The sequence below is a fragment of the Aeromonas sanarellii genome (genome assembly GCF_000820085.1).
Lineage (GTDB): Bacteria > Pseudomonadota > Gammaproteobacteria > Enterobacterales > Aeromonadaceae > Aeromonas > Aeromonas sanarellii.
Genome location: NZ_CDBN01000039.1, coordinates 1 through 16,073, shown reverse-complemented (window position 1 = coordinate 16,073; position 16,073 = coordinate 1). Strand labels below are relative to the sequence as shown.

Annotated in this window: 17 protein-coding genes; 10 read left to right on the top strand and 7 right to left on the bottom strand. The window is 64.3% G+C overall.

Annotation, left to right across the window (positions count from 1 at the left end):
* Positions 1–61 precede the first annotated feature (61 nt).
* The 6 genes from astE (at position 62) to BN1132_RS08150 (ending at position 5,446) form a co-directional block, all read left to right on the top strand.
* The gene (astE, locus tag BN1132_RS08175; RefSeq protein ID WP_042076690.1) at positions 62–1,087 is read left to right on the top strand and encodes a succinylglutamate desuccinylase; all 1,026 of its coding nucleotides are present in this window, start codon (positions 62–64) and stop codon (positions 1,085–1,087) included.
* Positions 1,088–1,358: 271 nt separating this feature from the next.
* A complete protein-coding gene (gene pdhA, locus BN1132_RS08170; protein ID WP_042076687.1) occupies positions 1,359–2,456 on the top strand; it encodes a pyruvate dehydrogenase (acetyl-transferring) E1 component subunit alpha in 1,098 nt (365 codons plus the stop codon).
* Positions 2,449–3,435, top strand: a complete 987-nt coding sequence (locus tag BN1132_RS08165; RefSeq protein ID WP_042076683.1) for an alpha-ketoacid dehydrogenase subunit beta — start codon at positions 2,449–2,451, stop codon at positions 3,433–3,435. Before pdhA ends, BN1132_RS08165 begins: the two co-directional genes overlap by 8 nt.
* A 94-nt stretch (positions 3,436–3,529) precedes the next feature.
* On the top strand, positions 3,530–4,630 hold the full coding sequence (locus BN1132_RS08160; protein ID WP_042076682.1) for a dihydrolipoamide acetyltransferase family protein: 1,101 nt from the start codon (positions 3,530–3,532) through the stop codon (positions 4,628–4,630).
* 206 nt (positions 4,631–4,836) lie between these two features.
* Entirely contained in the window at positions 4,837–5,046 is a 210-nt protein-coding gene (locus BN1132_RS08155) for a cold-shock protein (RefSeq protein WP_005302803.1), read from the top strand.
* A gap of 94 nt (positions 5,047–5,140) precedes the next feature.
* Entirely contained in the window at positions 5,141–5,446 is a 306-nt protein-coding gene (locus BN1132_RS08150) for a hypothetical protein (protein WP_042076764.1), read from the top strand.
* On the opposite strand, the gene BN1132_RS08145 is transcribed toward BN1132_RS08150, so the two are convergent.
* Complete coding sequence (locus BN1132_RS08145; protein WP_010675310.1) at positions 5,433–5,681, bottom strand: TIGR02647 family protein; 249 nt, start codon at positions 5,679–5,681, stop codon at positions 5,433–5,435. The genes BN1132_RS08150 and BN1132_RS08145 overlap by 14 nt on opposite strands.
* 246 nt (positions 5,682–5,927) lie before the next feature.
* Here BN1132_RS08145 and BN1132_RS08140 point away from each other — a divergent pair, with 246 nt between their 5' ends.
* Together BN1132_RS08140 and BN1132_RS08135 are read left to right on the top strand one after the other, a co-directional pair.
* Positions 5,928–6,485, top strand: coding sequence for a hypothetical protein (locus BN1132_RS08140; protein ID WP_042076680.1), 558 nt, complete (start codon positions 5,928–5,930; stop codon positions 6,483–6,485).
* Between the two features lie 93 nt (positions 6,486–6,578).
* A complete protein-coding gene (locus BN1132_RS08135) occupies positions 6,579–6,971 on the top strand; it encodes a DUF2750 domain-containing protein (protein WP_042076678.1) in 393 nt (130 codons plus the stop codon).
* A gap of 95 nt (positions 6,972–7,066) precedes the next feature.
* Here the strand turns inward: BN1132_RS08135 and BN1132_RS08130 are convergent, their stop codons facing one another.
* From BN1132_RS08130 to BN1132_RS08110, 5 genes are all read right to left on the bottom strand, one after another.
* Positions 7,067–8,917: an extracellular solute-binding protein gene (locus tag BN1132_RS08130; protein ID WP_084202692.1), complete on the bottom strand. Its 1,851-nt coding sequence runs from the start codon at positions 8,915–8,917 to the stop codon at positions 7,067–7,069.
* Positions 8,918–9,007: 90 nt separating this feature from the next.
* Entirely contained in the window at positions 9,008–9,901 is an 894-nt protein-coding gene (locus BN1132_RS08125; protein ID WP_042076674.1) for an EamA family transporter, read from the bottom strand.
* 127 nt (positions 9,902–10,028) lie between these two features.
* The gene (locus BN1132_RS08120; RefSeq protein ID WP_042076672.1) at positions 10,029–10,775 is read right to left on the bottom strand and encodes a DeoR/GlpR family DNA-binding transcription regulator; all 747 of its coding nucleotides are present in this window, start codon (positions 10,773–10,775) and stop codon (positions 10,029–10,031) included.
* A gap of 81 nt (positions 10,776–10,856) precedes the next feature.
* The gene (locus BN1132_RS08115; protein ID WP_042076670.1) at positions 10,857–13,289 is read right to left on the bottom strand and encodes a formate C-acetyltransferase/glycerol dehydratase family glycyl radical enzyme; all 2,433 of its coding nucleotides are present in this window, start codon (positions 13,287–13,289) and stop codon (positions 10,857–10,859) included.
* Positions 13,290–13,293: 4 nt separating this feature from the next.
* Complete coding sequence (locus BN1132_RS08110) at positions 13,294–14,190, bottom strand: glycyl-radical enzyme activating protein (RefSeq protein ID WP_042076669.1); 897 nt, start codon at positions 14,188–14,190, stop codon at positions 13,294–13,296.
* A gap of 127 nt (positions 14,191–14,317) precedes the next feature.
* Between BN1132_RS08110 and fsa the strand changes: the two genes are divergently transcribed.
* The gene (fsa, locus tag BN1132_RS08105) at positions 14,318–14,968 is read left to right on the top strand and encodes a fructose-6-phosphate aldolase (RefSeq protein ID WP_042076668.1); all 651 of its coding nucleotides are present in this window, start codon (positions 14,318–14,320) and stop codon (positions 14,966–14,968) included.
* A 99-nt stretch (positions 14,969–15,067) separates the two neighbouring features.
* The gene (locus BN1132_RS08100) at positions 15,068–15,256 is read left to right on the top strand and encodes a hypothetical protein (RefSeq protein ID WP_042076666.1); all 189 of its coding nucleotides are present in this window, start codon (positions 15,068–15,070) and stop codon (positions 15,254–15,256) included.
* Here BN1132_RS08100 and BN1132_RS08095 read toward each other — a convergent pair.
* A partial coding sequence (locus BN1132_RS08095) for an HD-GYP domain-containing protein (protein ID WP_042076665.1) occupies positions 15,253–16,073 on the bottom strand: 821 nt, incomplete at its 5' end. The two genes, BN1132_RS08100 and BN1132_RS08095, sit on opposite strands and share 4 nt — an antisense overlap.

The window sequence follows — 16,073 nt, the reverse complement described above, 5'->3', positions numbered from 1 at the left end:
TTAAGCCCGCTCGCCTTGCGTATAATCCGGCCATGGTATTCCAGACAAGAGGGTGAGACGGATGATTCCCCAGCATGACTTTTTGGCCCTGACGCGTCGCCACGAGTGGCAGCTCGATCCCTTCGACTTCGACCTGCCCGACGGCACCAGGGTGAGCGTGTGGGACACCGGCGTGATCTGCCTGGAGCCCGCCCACGGGGCGGAAGATAGGCCGGGCGGGCGCAAGGACATAGTGCTCTCCTGCGGCATCCACGGCAACGAGACCGCCCCCATCGAGATCTGCAACCAGTTGCTGAGCCGCTTGCTCGGGGGAGAACTCAGGGCCCGTCACCGGGTGCTGTTTCTGTTTGGCAACCCCGCCGCCATGAACCAGGGTGTGCGGGAGGTGGAAGAGAACATGAACCGGCTCTTCTCCGGTGCCCACAGCAGGGGGGAGGGGCTGTGCAACCGGGAGCGCATTCGCGCCATGCGCCTGGAGCAGTATGTGAGCCGCTTCTTCGCCGATCCCGCCAGGCCCCGCTATCACTACGATCTGCACACCGCCATCCGCGGCTCGCGCCACGAGAAGTTTGCCGTCTATCCCTTCCCCCACGAGCGCCCCCACTGCAAGGAGCAGGTCCGCTTCCTCGGTGCCTGCGGCGTGCGCACCATACTGCTCTCGAGCGGCCCGACCACCACCTTCAGCTATTACAGTTCGCACCAGCACGGGGCCCATGCCTTCACGGTGGAGCTGGGCAAGGTGCGCCCCTTCGGCGAGAACGACATGACCCGCTTCATCGAGGTGCGCCAGGCGTTGCAGGAGCTGGTGACCCAGGATGAGGTGTTGCTCGAGCCCTGGCGGGCGGATGATTTCACCCTCTTCGCCATCGATCGGGTGATCAACAAGCAGTCGGAGCAGTTCCGTTTCCTGTTTGCCAGCGATGTGGACAATTTCACCGAATTTCCCCAGGGTTTTGTGCTGGCCGAAGACGGGGATCGGCAATACAGGGTAGAGAAACCGCGGGAGGCGGTGGTCTTCCCCAACGCCAACGTGGCCATCGGCCAGCGCACCATGCTGCTGGTGGTGCCGACCCGGCTGTGGGAGTGATCCCGGTCCGCCCGTGCTGGCAGGATCTGCCTCCCTGGCGGCCCGCAGCGCCATTGTGATGGGAGGAGCGATCCCGAACTCGCCGTGACAGGGAGCCTGAATGGGCTCCCTTTTTCGTTTCTGCTCGCCGAAGATCTCAGTGTCTTTCTTAAATTAAAGAAGTTTCTACTGGTCTTACCTGAGTGAATCCCATTGCCCTGCACTTAACATGTTGTTTACATTTTAGGGGTCACCTCATGGTGGTGACGCTGACAACGGCAAGGAGCCAGTTATGACCCATGTCGACATCCCCTTCCTTCGTTACCTCGATGAGGAGGGGCGCCCGGTCGCGACACTGCCGACCTGGCTGGACAAGGCGATACTGCACACCTTCTACCGCAACATGGTGATGGTGCGCAGCTACGACAAGAAAGCGATTGCACTGCAGCGAACCGGCAAGCTCGGCACCTTTCCCTCCCACCTGGGGGCGGAAGCGGTCGGGATAGGGGTCGGTCTCGCCATGCAGCCGGAGGATGTCTACGTGCCCTACTACAGGGACATGCCCACTCTCTACGTGCGGGGCGTGCCCATGGAGCAGAACCTGCAGTACTGGGGCGGGGATGAACGGGGCAGCGTCTTTTACAAGGCAGATGGCGAACTTTCCGAAGATCTGCCCATCTGCGTGCCCATCGCGACCCAGATCACCCATGCCGCCGGCATCGCGGCCGCCTTCAAGCTGCGCAATCAGCCCAGGGTCGCCGTGGTCACCATAGGGGATGGCGGCACCTCCAAGGGGGACTTCCTCGAGGGGCTCAACTGCGCCGGCGTCTGGCATCTCCCCATGGTGATGATCATCAACAACAACCAGTGGGCCATCTCGGTGCCGCGCAAGCTGCAGTCGAGCGCCCCGACCCTGGCCCAGAAGGGGATTGGGGCCGGCGTGCGCAGCCTCCAGGTGGACGGCAACGACGTGGTGGCCGTCTTTGATGCGACCCGCACCGCCGTCGAACGGGCTCGCAGCGGCAAGGGACCGACCCTGATCGAGGCCGTCAGCTACCGGCTCGGGGATCACACCACCGCCGACGACGCAACCCGTTACCGGGACTCCGCCGAGGTGGAAGCCGCCTGGGCCAGGGAGCCCGTCAAGCGGCTGCGCCAGTTCATGGCCGGGCAGGGCTGGTGGGACGAGGCGCAGGAGCAGGCGCTGCTGGCGGAGGCGAGCCGCGAAGTCGAGCGCTCCGTGGCCGCCTATGAGGGCATGATGCCGCAGGCGCCGGAGACCCTGCTCGACTATCAGTTTGCCGAGCTGCCGAAGGATTACCGCGCACAGCGCCGGCGCATCATCGCCAAGGGTATGCAGCAGCACGGCGGGGAGGCTCACCATGAGTGAAATAACGCTGCTCGAAGCCATCAATCTGGCGCTGCACCACGAGATGGAGCACGACCCCGACGTGGTGGTGCTGGGCGAGGACGTGGGGGTCAATGGCGGGGTGTTCCGTGCCACCGTGGGCCTGCGCGACAAGTTCGGTTTCAAGCGGGTGATAGACACCCCGCTGGCCGAGGGGCTGATCGCCGGGGTGGCGGTGGGCATGGCGACCCAGGGGCTCAAGCCCGTCGCCGAATTCCAGTTCCAGGGATTCATCTTCCCCGGCATGGAGCAGATCGTCTGCCAGGCAGCGCGCATGCGCAACCGCACCCGGGGGCGGCTCTCCTGCCCCATCGTCTATCGCTCGCCCTATGGGGCCGGCATCCACTCCCCCGAGCACCACAGCGAGAGCGTGGAGGCCCTGTTCGCCCATATCCCGGGGCTGCGGGTGGTGATCCCCTCCAGCCCGAGGCGGGCCTACGGCCTGCTGCTGTCGGCCATCCGCGACCCTGATCCGGTGATGTTCTTCGAGCCGGATCGCATCTATCGCTCCATGAAGTCGGAGGTGGTGGATGACGGGGTCGGCCTGCCGCTGGATGTCTGCTTCACCCTGAGACCGGGTCGGGATCTGACCGTGGTCGCCTGGGGGGCCTGTATCCAGGAGGTGATGCGGGCCGCCACCCTGCTGGCGGAGCAGGACATCCAGTGCGAGGTGCTGGATCTGGCTACCATCAAGCCGTTGGACATGGAGACCATACTGGCCTCGGTGCGCAAGACCGGGCGCCTGCTGGTGGTGCACGAGGCCTGTGGCAGCTTCGGGGTGGGCGCCGAGATAGTGGCGCGGGTCACCGAGGAGGCGCTCACCTCCCTCAAGGCACCGCCCAGACGCCTCACCGGGGTGGATGTTGCCGTGCCCTACTATCGCAACGAGGAGTACTACCTCATCACCGAGCAGGAGATCGCCGATGCGGCTCGCCAGCTGATGGAGAACAAATGGCTATGACCTTTTTCACAGGTTGGCGCGCTGGCGCCCCGGCAAGCAAGAGCCATGAGATCTTTCAACCTTTGGTGATGTTCCTGCGGATGGAGAACGGGTCATGAAATTTTTCAAATTACCGGATCTGGGCGAAGGGTTGGCCGAAGCTGAGATCGTCGAATGGAAGGTGCGAGCCGGTGAGACCGTGAGCGTCGATCAGGTGCTGTTGTCGGTGGAAACCGCGAAGGCGCTGGTGGATGTGCCCTCGCCGGTGGCCGGAGTGATCGCCCGGCTGTGCGGTCAGGAAGGGGACATACTCCACATCGGCGCCCCCCTGGTGGAATTCGAGGGCGGTGAGGACGATGGCACCGTGGTGGGCAAGGTGAGTGCCCATCAGCAGCACATCGAGGATCACTTCGTGGTGGGGGCCATGGCGCCCGGCGGCACCCTGGTGCAGGCCATGCCCGCCGTGCGCCTGCTGGCGCAGAAACTTGGCCTCGACATCGACAGGATCCAGGGCAGCGGCAGCGCCGGCATGGTGACCGAGCAGGACGTGCAGAGCGCCTTCGAGGCGATGCAGGGGAGCGGCAACGAGTTCCTCAAGGGGTCGCGGCGGGCCATGGCCAAGGCAATGGAGCTCTCCCACCAGACTGTGGTGCCGGTCAGCATCACGGACGAGGTGGACTTGCGCCACTGGCGGTCCGACGAAGACGTGACGGTGCGCCTCATCAAGGCGATCGGCGTCGCCTGCCGGGCCGAGCCCTCCATGAATGCCTGGTTTGACGGGGAGACCCTGTCGCGGCGGCTGTTCAGCGAGGTCAACGTGGCCATTGCGGTCGACTCCAAACACGGGCTCTATGTGCCCGTGATGGAGAACGTGGCCGAGCGGGATAGGGCGGACATCCGCCAGGGGCTGGATCGGATGATCGCCGACGTGAAGGCCCGTGCGGTACCGCGGGAGATGCTGCAGGGGGCGACCATCACCCTCACCAACTTCGGTGCCATCGCGGGCCGTTACGCCAGCCCCATCGTCACGCCGCCCCAGGTGGCCATCATAGGGGCGGGCAAGCTGTTCGAGAAGGTGGTGTTCGTTCACGGGGAGGCGCGTCCGGTCAGGGCGCTGCCGCTGTCGATGACGTTCGACCACAGGGCCTGCACCGGTGGCGAGGCCGCGCGCTTCCTCAAGGCTCTGGTTCAGGCGCTGGAATCCGCGGAGGTGTAAGCGTTTGTACCCTGCCGCTGGCGGGGTACAAATTTGTTTGCGTAATCGACAAAGGCACGTATAATCTCAACCAGCTTGAAAGGGCGATAGTTATGTCAATGAATATGATGTTTTGCATCTTTTCCTGTTGTTCATAAGTAATCCCGTTTTTTGAGCTTTATCCGCTGAAAAGCATAAGTAATTATTTTGAATACAGGTTTAAAGATATGTCCAACATGATCACCGGTACCGTCAAGTTCTTCAACGAAACCAAAGGCTTTGGCTTCATTCAGCAAGAAAACGGCCCGGACGTTTTCGTTCACTTCAGCGCCATCCAAGGTAACGGCTTCCGTACCCTGGCTGAAGGTCAGCGCGTACAGTTCTCTGTGACCCAAGGTCAGAAAGGCCCGCAGGCTGAGAACGTAACTGCTCTGTAATTCTTACAGAATTTAAGAAAGCCGTGGTACCTCTGGTGCCACGGCTTTTTGTTTTGTGCCATCTTGATGACAGATCCTTGCCATGGCCTCCACTATGCTCCCATCACTCCTGCTGAGCGCGGCGCTCTCCAGCCCCGTCAATGTCCCGATACCCGATCCCGTGGCCCGTGAAGCCGCCTCCGTGTGCCAGCAGTTTGTACAGGTGCGACTGGGCAGCGCGACGCAACCCGACGAGATCAGGGCGCAGCCTGTGGTGAAGCGAGTGGGGGAGTGGGTGATCGATGGCAAGATAAAAGGACCCGAAGGTCCTTTGCTGTTTGCCTGTCTGCTGCGCCAGGGGGCGCACTGGGAGTTGCTCAACTTTTCGCTCTGGGCCCCGCAGGAACTCAATTCGGCTTGAGTGCGACCAGCAGGTGCTGGAGATGTTCCAGCATGGTCATGCCGAAGGGGGTCAGATAGCCGCCATCCGCCGCCGTGATCAGACCCTGGCTGTGCAGGCGTGCCGCGGCCTGGCACAGCGCTTCCGACATGTCGCTGCGCAGCTTGATCCCCAGGCTCATGTTGGCCGGATCAAAACACGCCAGTATTTTCAGCTCATTCACAAAATCGTCAGAAACCTGGTTGATCCCACTCATGGATGCACTCCTCACGCTAAAGATGTATGCAACCTAGCATCCCCGGTGCCACTTTAGTGGGCGCTGGCTCAAACTATTGGTCTTTCTCGGGGAGGCTCAGGTTCGAACGCTGCTTTTTTGGGCTCTGGCCCGCCGCTCGCCGGGCCGTGGTTCTGGGCCTCTGCATTGGTAAACATGCTAGAATGGCCCCTCGTTCATCCTCATGGCCGGGTATGACACCAGGTCGTTCAGTTCAAGGCGCGTCTCATGATCACTGTCACCCTGGTATCTCTGCTGCACTCCCTGGGCCCCCGTTTTTCCGTTTATGCCCCCTCCTTGCTGCTTCCCCTCCTGGACGGACATCAGGGGGATCTCTGGCTGCCTTCCATCAGGGGGGAGGACGTGACAGCACTGCGTCAGCATGGCAAGGGTGCGAGTGCGCAGAGCCTGGCTCCGCTGGCGGCGGGCTGGTGCGACTTTGCCGCCCAGGGGGAAGGCGACACTCCCGGGCTCGAGGCGCTCGCGAGTTACGACGAGGAGATGCTGGACAACCTGCTGATGTACTGGCACAGCCCCGCCAAGATAAACAGCCCGATCACCGATAACCTGTTCGAGCTGCGCCGCGAGGTGGTGGACGAGGCCCATGGCACCAAGCTGGCGGCGGCCTGGCAACGACAGCAACAGGCGCGCCTCGAGCAGATCATGCAAGGGGTGCGGGCCGGACGGGATCAGCTCTGCTTCGTCGAGGTGGAGTCCGCCTACTGGTTGCGCCAGCGTTTCAGCGAGATGGCGGAGATCACCCTGGTGACCCCGGAGCTGGGATGAGATCGCGAAAAATGGGTGACCGATCACTCCTGCTGGACAAGGCGCCGGCAAGATGTGAACATATCGCCCTTTATTTCATGAGAGACTTGACCGATGAGCTATGAACTTAGCGACACCGAGCGCAATGCCGCGCTGCAACTGAACGCCGATTACCGCTTTGATCACTTCATCAGCAAGCTGGTCGAGCACGAAGAGCTGTTTGTCCTGACCGACGAGCACGGCGTCATGATGCTGACGACCGAAGAGGAAGACTGCATCCCGGTGTGGCCGCATCCCGACTACGCCAAGGCCTGGGCCGAAGGGGAGTGGGCCGAGTGCAAACCGCAGTCCATCACCCTCAAGGTGTGGCTGGAGCGCTGGGTGGATGGCATGGAGCAGGACGAACTCTGCGTCGCCGTGTTCCCGACGCCGGATCAGGAAGGCATAGTGCTGGATCCGGCCGACGTGGCCGACGCCATCGCGCAAAAGCAGGCCAAGCGCGGCTGATCGCCCCGCTTGCCGCTGCAACCCCGGTTGCAGAAAAGACCCCGCCTATGTGCGGGGTCTTTTGTTTGTGGCGCGGCTAGGCGGCGCAAGCCGCTTCATTTCTGCTGATAGGTGGTATCAATCAGGGTGACTGTCGGGAAGGTCTGGCCTGACTTGATGGCGGCCCGGGTCTGCGCCTTCGCCTCTTCGTCGATCCAGAGCAGGCCGCCATAGCTGTAGCCGCTGTTGCCGCCGTCCAGCGGCCAGTAGAGCAGATCGCTCTGGGGCGTGGCCGGCACCTTGGGCAGGCGGACCCAGCGCCAGGCACCGGCCCGGGTATAGGGGACCTGGTAGGCGGGAACGAAACTGGCGAGCTCATAGAGCCGCTGCTGGATCAGGCGCGAGAGCTCGGCCTTCTTGCCGAAGTCGAAGGCCTTGTCGTACTGCTCCACCAGGGCCGAGAGGGCCTCGTCATCGAGGTTCATGATGTTGTTGGTCTGGGGCTTGTTGGCGTTGACCCTGTGGAAGAACTCCCAATAGGCGGGGTAGCGGCCACCGCTCCAGGCCATCCAGGCGCTCTGGTGCTTCTTTTCCAGCATGGATTTGAAGCCGGCCGAGGCATCCATCAGGTTCAGCTCCAGATTGAGCCCCGCCTTCTTCGCCTCTTCCCGCAGCAGGGTGAGGCGCTGGGCGTGCTCCGCCGTGGTGTAGGTGATGGTCAGGCTCAGGGGCTGGCCCTTGTCGTTCTGCAGGATCCCGTCCGGCCCGGTTTTGGTGAAGCCCGCCTTGGCGAAGTATTCCCGCGCCAGCTTGGGGTCGAAGGGGCGTGCCTTGATGTCGGTGTTGGTGAAGGCCCCCTGGCCAGAACCATAGGTGTTGAGGCGCTGGTAATCCCCCCGCAGCAGGGTCTCGAGCATCTTGTCGAAGGCGAGGGCATGCTGGATGCCGAGGCGCACGTCGAGAGACGACAGCAAGGGGTCGGCGGTGTTGAGGTAGAGTCCCATGGGGGACTGGGGCGTCTGGTTGTAGAACCAGAGTCGCTCGATATAGCCCTTCTCGAATTCGGCCGTCTTGCTCTTGTCGTGCCACCAGTTGGGCATGACCAGGGGGAAGGTGTCCAGCTCGCCGCGCAGGAAGTGCTGCCAGGCGATGTTCTGATCCCTGAGCACCTTGATCTCGATCCGGTCCGGATTGAAGCGGTGCTGGAAGTAGCGCTCGTCATTGCCCCACCAATCCTTGACCCGCTCGAAGGTGATCGCCTTGCCCTTCTTCACCTCGCCAATCCGGTAGGGGCCGGTGACCGGCAGCACCTTCCAATTGTACTCCTTGACCCAGTCGCTGGTCAGCTTGATGGCGTGGCTGGGTTCCGGGCTGAACGGCAGGGATTCCAGCAGATCCTCCCGGCTCTTCTCCGTGCCGCTGGTGATGGCCAGGGTATGGTCGTCGAACCGGGTCACCTCGCTTATCTGGGTGCTGTAGTAGTTGTTGTACCAGGGGTCATTGATCTCCTTGCTGCGCATCATCTTGAGGGTAAAGACCCAGTCATCTGCGGTGACGGGCTGGCCGTCCGACCAGCGCGCCTTGGGGTTGATGCGAAAATAGAGGGTCTTGTGGTCCGCGCCGAAGGCCCACTGGTTGGCCAGCATCGGCATGGGATGGCCGGTGACGGGGTGGGTGCTCAAGAGCGGCAGGTTGGTCTCGCGAACATAGCCGGCAAAACCGCCGTTGGAGTCGGGCCCGTATTTGCGCAGGGTGAGCGGGAAGCTCGACATGAAGTCACGGAAGGTACCGCCCCGCCTGGCCTCTGGGTCGGCATAGACGGGGTCGGTGTCGTTGCTCTCCCATTTGAGGTCGGCCGGCAGGCTGGCACTCCAGCCGAAGGGGCTCCAGCACAGCGGCAGCACGATGGCCATGAGCCCCATGGCCCGTGATAAAGAGGGAATGACCGAGGGTGAAGGGTGGCGCATGTCCTTGCTCTCCTGATGATGGCGTCCGGCCGGGATAGGGGATCGGGCCCAAGAGGGCCTTCACCATCATGGGAAGTTTCCCCTGCGAGGTCAATCCTCGGCCTGGACCCTGAACAGCCGCATTCTGCCTCCCAGCAGATGCACCAGAAAGCCGAGCAGCACCAGGCCGGAGCCCAGCCACTGCAAGGGGGTGGGGTGTTCATCCAGCAGCAGGGCTGCGGCCACCATGCCGACGCAGGGCACCAGCAGGGAGAGGGGGGCCACCTGCGCCACCGGATAGCGCATCAGCAGCCGCCCCCACAGGCCGTAGCCGAGCCAGGTGGCGACAAAGGAGAGATAGAGCACGCACAGGAGCCCCTGCCAGCTGAAGTTCAGCAGGCTGCTGGCCATCAGCTCCGGTCCCTCGAACAGCCAGGAGAGCGCGAGGAAGGGGAGTATGGGCACCAGGCCGCCCCAGGCGATAAGGCTGGGCAGCGTGGTTTGGTAGCGCAGCCCGATCTGGCGGTTGATGACGTTGCCAAGTCCCCAGCAGGCGGCCGCGCACAGGGTCAGCACGAAGCCGAGCAGGGTCAGGTTACCCTCACCATGGGTGGCGATGAGGTAGAGACCCAGCCCCGCCAGGGGCAGGGCCACCCAGTGGTGGGGTTGCCAGCGCTCCCCCAGCCAGATCATGGCGAACAGCAGGGTGAACACCACCTGGGATTGCAGCACCAGAGAGGCCATGCCCGCGGGCATGCCGAACTTCATGGCGCAGAACAGGAAGGCGAACTGGCCCAGGCTGATGGCGCCGCCGTAGGCCAGCAGCCAGCGCCAGGGCATGGCGGGCCTGGGGACCAGCAGGATGGCGGGGAAGACCACCCCGATGAAGCGCAGCGCCCCCAGCAGCAGCGGCGGTATGCCCTCCAGCCCCCACTTGATGGCGACGAAGTTGAGGCCCCAGCAGAGGATGACCAGGGCGGCCAGACACTTGTCCTTGGTTTGCATGCAACGTCCTTGTGTGAGCGGCTCCTGCCAGGGGAGGCCGAAAGAGGACGAGCATACCCCTGTCAGGGTGGGCGCCGTCAAGCGGCCAGGCGGGGGAGGCGTCAGGCCGCGAGCGGCCATGACGGGATCAGGCGGCGACGCAGTGAAGGGTGATGCCGCGCACCGCCAGGGCGGCCCGCATGGGGGCGGGCAGGGCATCGTCGGTGACCAGCACGCCGATCTGCCCCGGCGCTCCGAGGGGGCTCGGGTGGATGGCGCCGAACTTGCTGCTGTCGGTGATGACCACGTTGGTCACCCCCTTGGCCAGCACGCTGTTGACCACGTCGGCCCGCATCATGTCCCGGCTGGTGAAGCCCATCTCGGGGTGAAAGCCGTCCACCCCGATGAAGGCCTTGGAGAAGTGCACCTGCTCGATGCACAGGCGCGTCAGCGGCCCCACCACGCTCTCGCTCTGGTGCTGGAACAGGCCGCCCAGCAGCACCACCTGAGCCTGGGTGTCCCGCAGCAGGTGGGCGATGTAGCTGCTGATGGTGATGATGGTGACCCGCTTGTGCAGCGCCAGATAGCGGGCCAGCAGGGCGTTGGCGCTGCCCCCCTCGATAAAGACCGTCTCGCCGTCCTCCACCAGTTGGGCTGCCCGCTCGGCGAGACGCTCCTTGAGCAGGTAGTTGATGTTCATCCGTGCGTCCGGGTCGTCGCTCTCCAGCGCCATGGCCGAGCCGTGTACCCGCTTGAGCAGCCCTTGCCTCTCCAGGGCGGTGAGATCGTTGCGCACCGTCACCTCAGACACCCCGGTGTGGCGGGAGAGCTCGGCCACGCTCATCTTGCGGGCCTGATGGACCAGGGTGAGGATCAGTTGGTGGCGTGGGTTCATGGGGCCTCGCAGGTTGGGGAGATAAGGGAAAGCCACCCGGGGGTGGCTTGCCAGTCATCGGTCGCACGGGCGCTGTGGGGGTCAGAGACTGTGCTCGGTGCGGGCGATGATATCATCTTGCGCATCCGGGGATAAGGCGGTGAAGAAGGCCGAGTAACCCGCCACCCGCACCACCAGATCCCGGTACTGGTCGGGATGGGTCTTGGCCGCCAGCAGGGTTTCGCGCGAGACGATGTTGTACTGCACGTGCCACCCCTTGTGCACCTCGAAGAAGGTGCGCAGCAGGCTCATCAGCTTGGCCTTGTCCCGCTCGTTCTCCAGGCTGGCCGGGCTCAGCTTCTGGTTGAGCAGCACGCCGCCGAGGATGGCCGCCGTGGGCAGCTTGCCGAGGGAGTTGAACACCGCCGTCGGCCCCAGGCGATCCGAGCCCGACGCCGGACTGGCCCCTTCCGCCAGCGGGGTGTGGGCGTGGCGGCCGTCCGGGGTGGCCAGGGTGGCCGCGCCGAACGGCACGTTGGCTGAGATGGAGGAGGTGCCCGCATAGTAGGTGCCGCCGATGGGGCCGCGACCGAAGCGGGTGTTGTGCAGCCCCTTGAGCTCGTCGATGTAGCTCTGGTAGGCCTGCACCAGCAGCAGATCCACCTCGTCCAGATCGTTGCCGTATTTGGGGGCCGCATGGGTGAGGCGCTGGCGCAGCTGTTCCCCCTGAAGCCCGGCAAAGTCCTGCTCCAGCGCCTCGGCCAGCTCGCGCTGATCCACCACGCCCTGCTCGAACACCAGTTTCTTCAGCGCCGCCAGGCTGTTGCCCAGGTTCGCGATCCCCACCTGCAGGCCGGAGACCCAGTCATAGACGGCGCCCCCCTCCTTGATGGTCTTGCCGCGCTCGATGCAGTCGTCCACCAGGGCGCTGCAGAGGATGTCGTGGGCCTGGGCCTCCAGCACGCTGTCGACCACGCAGTCGATCTCGATGGACTTGCGGGTGAAGTAGCGCACCTGCTCGTCCCAGCGGGCCATCACCTCGTCGAAGGAGGCGAAATTGCCCTCGCGCAGGGTCTGGGGCTGGGGCAAGAAGACCTTGCCCGTGGTGGCATCGCGGCCGCCATCCAGCGCCGCCAGCAGGATGCGGGCGAAGTTGATGAAGCTCATGCCGGTGCAGCGATAGCCCCACTTGCCGGGCACCGCGGTCTCGATGCAGCCGATGGCGGCGTAGTGGTGGGCATCCTCCTCGCTCACCCCGAGCCTGATGAACTCGGGGATCACCACCTCGTCGTTGTTGAAGGCGGGCATGCCGAAACCGCAGCGGATCACCTGGATGCAGGCATCGAGGAAATCCTCGCTCATGCCGGCGTGGTAGCGCACCGAGAGGTTGGGCTGGGTCGAGCGCAACTGGCCGCAGGACTCCAGAATGGCGTAGGAGAGGCCGTTGACCGCGTCCTGGGCTGTGCCATTGCGCCAGTTCTGCCCGCCTATGGTGACGTTCTGATAGAGCGGGCTGCCGGCTGAGGCCTTGGAGTGGGTGCCGGAGCGGATCTTGTTCACCTCCAGCAGCTTGAGCCAGCACCCTTGCAACAGCTCGATGGCGCGCGTGCGCGGCAGGGATTCCGACAGCTCCACTTCCCGGCGATACCAGGGATAGAGGTACTGGTCCATCCGGCCAAACGACACCGAGTGGCCGTTGGACTCGATCTGCAGGATGAGCTGGATGAAGTAGCAGAGCTGCAGCGCCTGCCAGAAGGTCTCGGGGGGCCGGTGGGCGATGTGGGCGCAGTTGAGGGCGATGGTCTCAAGCTCGCAGCGGCGCTCGGGACGCGGCTCCTGCTGTGCCAGTTCGCGGGCCAGCGCGGCATAACGCTCGATGTGCTGGCTGACGGCATCGAAGGTGATGGCGACGGCCTGCAGGAACTGCTCGCGCTGCAGATCGGCCCAGTCCGCCAGATCGAGCCGGCCGCGCCGCTCGGCCACCCTGGCCTTGAGGCCGTCGAGGCCGAGGGCGAGCAGTTGCTCGTAGTTGACCGCGAGGTGGGCATCTCCCGAGGTCATGTTGCCCTCGGCCTTGATGATGCCGCTCTCCAGCAGCGCCTTCTGCTCGTCGGTGAAGAGGCCGTAGCAGCGATCCTGCACCGTCTGGCCGCGCCAGAAGGGGGTGAGGGCGTGGATGGCCAGCTTGTCTGCCTCGCTCACCGCAAAGCCGGCACCGGGGCGGTCGGCCAGCTCGTCGATCTCCTTCTCGATCCAGCCCACCGTGTATTCGGGAAAGAGCGGCGCCGCCCGCACCTGGCTCCCCTGGTTGCCGACGATGAGCTCGTCGTGCTTGATCCAGATGGTGCGCTCCTTCAGATGATGAGCCAGCGCCAGGGCGCGGCGTACCGGCAGCGGCCGGGCCAGGTGGGCCTGATAGGCCTCGGTGTAGTGGCGGGCCCGCTCGGTGCAGACCGGCGGCTGGACGATGTGGATCAGGCTCTCCTTGTGGGCGCGGATCCGGGGGCTGAGGGTATTCAAATCGAGCTGGGTCATGATCTTATCCTCTGGTGACAGGGGTCAGCCCCTGGCGTTGGGCATAGGTGTGGGCAAAGTCGAGCAAATCCGGGTCATTGAGGGGTCGCTCTGGCGCCTCGTAGGGCAAATCCAGCAGGGCATATTTACCCGCCCCCAGGGTGTGGTAGGGGAGAAAGTGGATCTCCTGCACAGTGCCGAGGCGGGCGGCGGTGTCGGTGATGGCTTTTATCGATTCGCGGTCGGCATTGAAGCCGGGGATGAGCGGCACCCGGATCTGCATGGCCACGCCGCGCTCGGCCAGACGCCCGAGGTTCGCCAGGGGCAGGGCGACCTTGCCGCGGGTCCAGTCGAAGAAACGCGCCTCATCCACGTGCTTGAGATCCGCCAGCAGCAGGTCGAGGTGGGGGAGGCTCGGCTCAATCTGGTGCCAGGGCACGTGCAGGCAGCTCTCCACAGCGGTATGCAGCCCCTGGGCCTTGCAGCGGGCCAGCAGCTCTGCGGCGAAGTCGGGCTGCATAAAGGGCTCGCCGCCGGAGAGGGTGACCCCGCCGCCGCTGCGCTCGAAGAAGGGGCGATCCCGCAATATTGTGCTCATGAGCGCGTCCAGGCTCTCCTCCCGACCGCACACCTGCAGCGCCTCACTCGGGCAGAGGCCGCGCAGCCGCTCCACATCCTGGGCTCCGAGGCCGGACCGTATCAGCCGGATGCCTTGAGCGTCACGCAGGATGGCCGGGCAGGCCTGGCTGCAGAGGCTGCATCCCTCGATGCATTGGCGCCGGTCGAGCAGGATCTCCGGCCTGGGAGAGCGGCTTTCCGGGTTTTGACACCAGCGGCAGGCGAGGGAGCATCCCTTGAGAAACACCAGGGTGCGTATGCCGGGGCCATCGTGGGTCGAGTAGCGTTGCAGGTCGAAAATCATACCACCTCCTTTTGATTTTCATTCTATTTGCTTTCATTCGAAAGTCATTTTGATATTGATCAATAAACTTGCGAATGAGAAACCGCTAGAATGGCGACAGATTGAACATCCCCATAAGGAGTCAGAGATGGAGCTTTATCTCGATACGGCCGATGTGGCCGCGGTGCGCCGCTGGTCGCGGATCCTGCCGCTGGCCGGCGTCACCACCAACCCGTCCATCACCGCGGCTGGCGGCATGCCGCTGCCCGAGCTGCTGCCCGCCCTGCGGGAGGTGCTGGGAGCCAAGGGACGGCTGTTTGCCCAGGTGATGGGCAAAACCGAGACCGAGATGGTGCGCGAGGCGTTTGCCCTGCGTGAGCTGGACTTGGACCTGGTGATCAAGATCCCGGTGTGTGCGGAAGGACTGGCGGCCATCAAGACCCTGACGGCGAACGGGGTGCCGACCCTGGGCACCGCGGTCTATACCCCGCTGCAGGGTTGGCTGGCGGCGGTGGCCGGGGCCGAGTACGTGGCGCCCTACGTCAACCGGCTGGATGCCCAGGGGGGGGACGGCATCAAGACAGTGCAGGAGCTGCAGCAGCTGCTGGCGCTGCACGCCCCGCACAGCAAGGTGCTGGCAGCCTCCTTCCGTACTCCGCGCCAGGCCCTCGACTGCCTGCTGGCGGGCTGCCGGTCCATTACCCTGCCGCTCGATGTGGCGGAGCAGCTGCTCCAGGTGCCGGCGGTGGATGCGGCGCTGGCGAAATTCGATCAGGACTGGCAGCGGGCGTTTGCCTGAGCCAGCTTGAAGGCAGGATGAAGGGGCGGCAGGCGGGCTAAGCTAGATAGAGAGGGCCCGCCGCGACGGGCCGGGAACGATGGCTGACCGGAGGTGACCATGAGCGACCATACCCTGCTGCCCCATGGAGAGGATCTGCGCCGTGCCGTGCGCTGGCTAAGCGACCATCATCTGCACGACATCCGGGCTATCGAGGAGGCCTGCCTGCGCTTCGATCTCTCCCCGCTGGATGAGGAGTTCCTCATCCGCTACTGCCGCGAGCAGGCCCCCGAGTCCCGGGTGCGCTAGACGAAATGGGCCAGGTTGATGCCAAACTCCTTGGGATCCACCGTGTTCTCTATGGTCTCCTGCACTCCGCTTCGGGCGAGATCCAGCCACTGCACCTCGAGATAGTGGCGCTGGGTCGCGTGATAGATCACCTTGACCACGGGCTTGAGCGGCTGCTGTTCGTTGCGCTGCATCACGACGGCCAGCCGCTGGTTGGATAGCTGCACCAGGGTGCCGACCGGATAGACCCCCATGCACTTGATGAACTTGGTCACCAGCACCCGGTCGAAGTGGTGATCGGCCCCCTTGAGCAGGATGCGAAACGCCTGGGTCGGCTGCATCCCCCGCTTGTAGACCCTGTCCGCCGTGACCGCGTCGTAGACGTCGACGATGGCGCTCATGCGGGTATGGAGCGAGAGCTGTTCCCCCTTTAGCCGTCTTGGATAGCCGGTGCCATCGAGGCGCTCGTGATGGTTGGTGGCCACCTCCAGCATGGTGGGGGTGATGCCGGCGGTGGCGATCAGGATGTCGTGGCTGTGCACCACGTGCTGGCGCATGACATCGAACTCCTCGTCCGTCAGCTTGCCCGGTTTGTTGAGCACCTCGTCCGGCGTCATGATCTTGCCCACGTCGTGCAGCAGCCCCCCCAGGGTCAGCTCCCTGAGCACGCTGCGCTCCAGCCCCAGATAACGGCCGAAGTTCGCCAGCAGGATGGCGACGTTCATGGAGTGCTCCATCAGATAGGCATCCTTGGCCCGGATCCGGGCCAGACAGAGCATGGCGTCCCCATGGGTGAACATGGTGTCCACCATCTCTTCGGCCACCGCCGCCAGCGGCG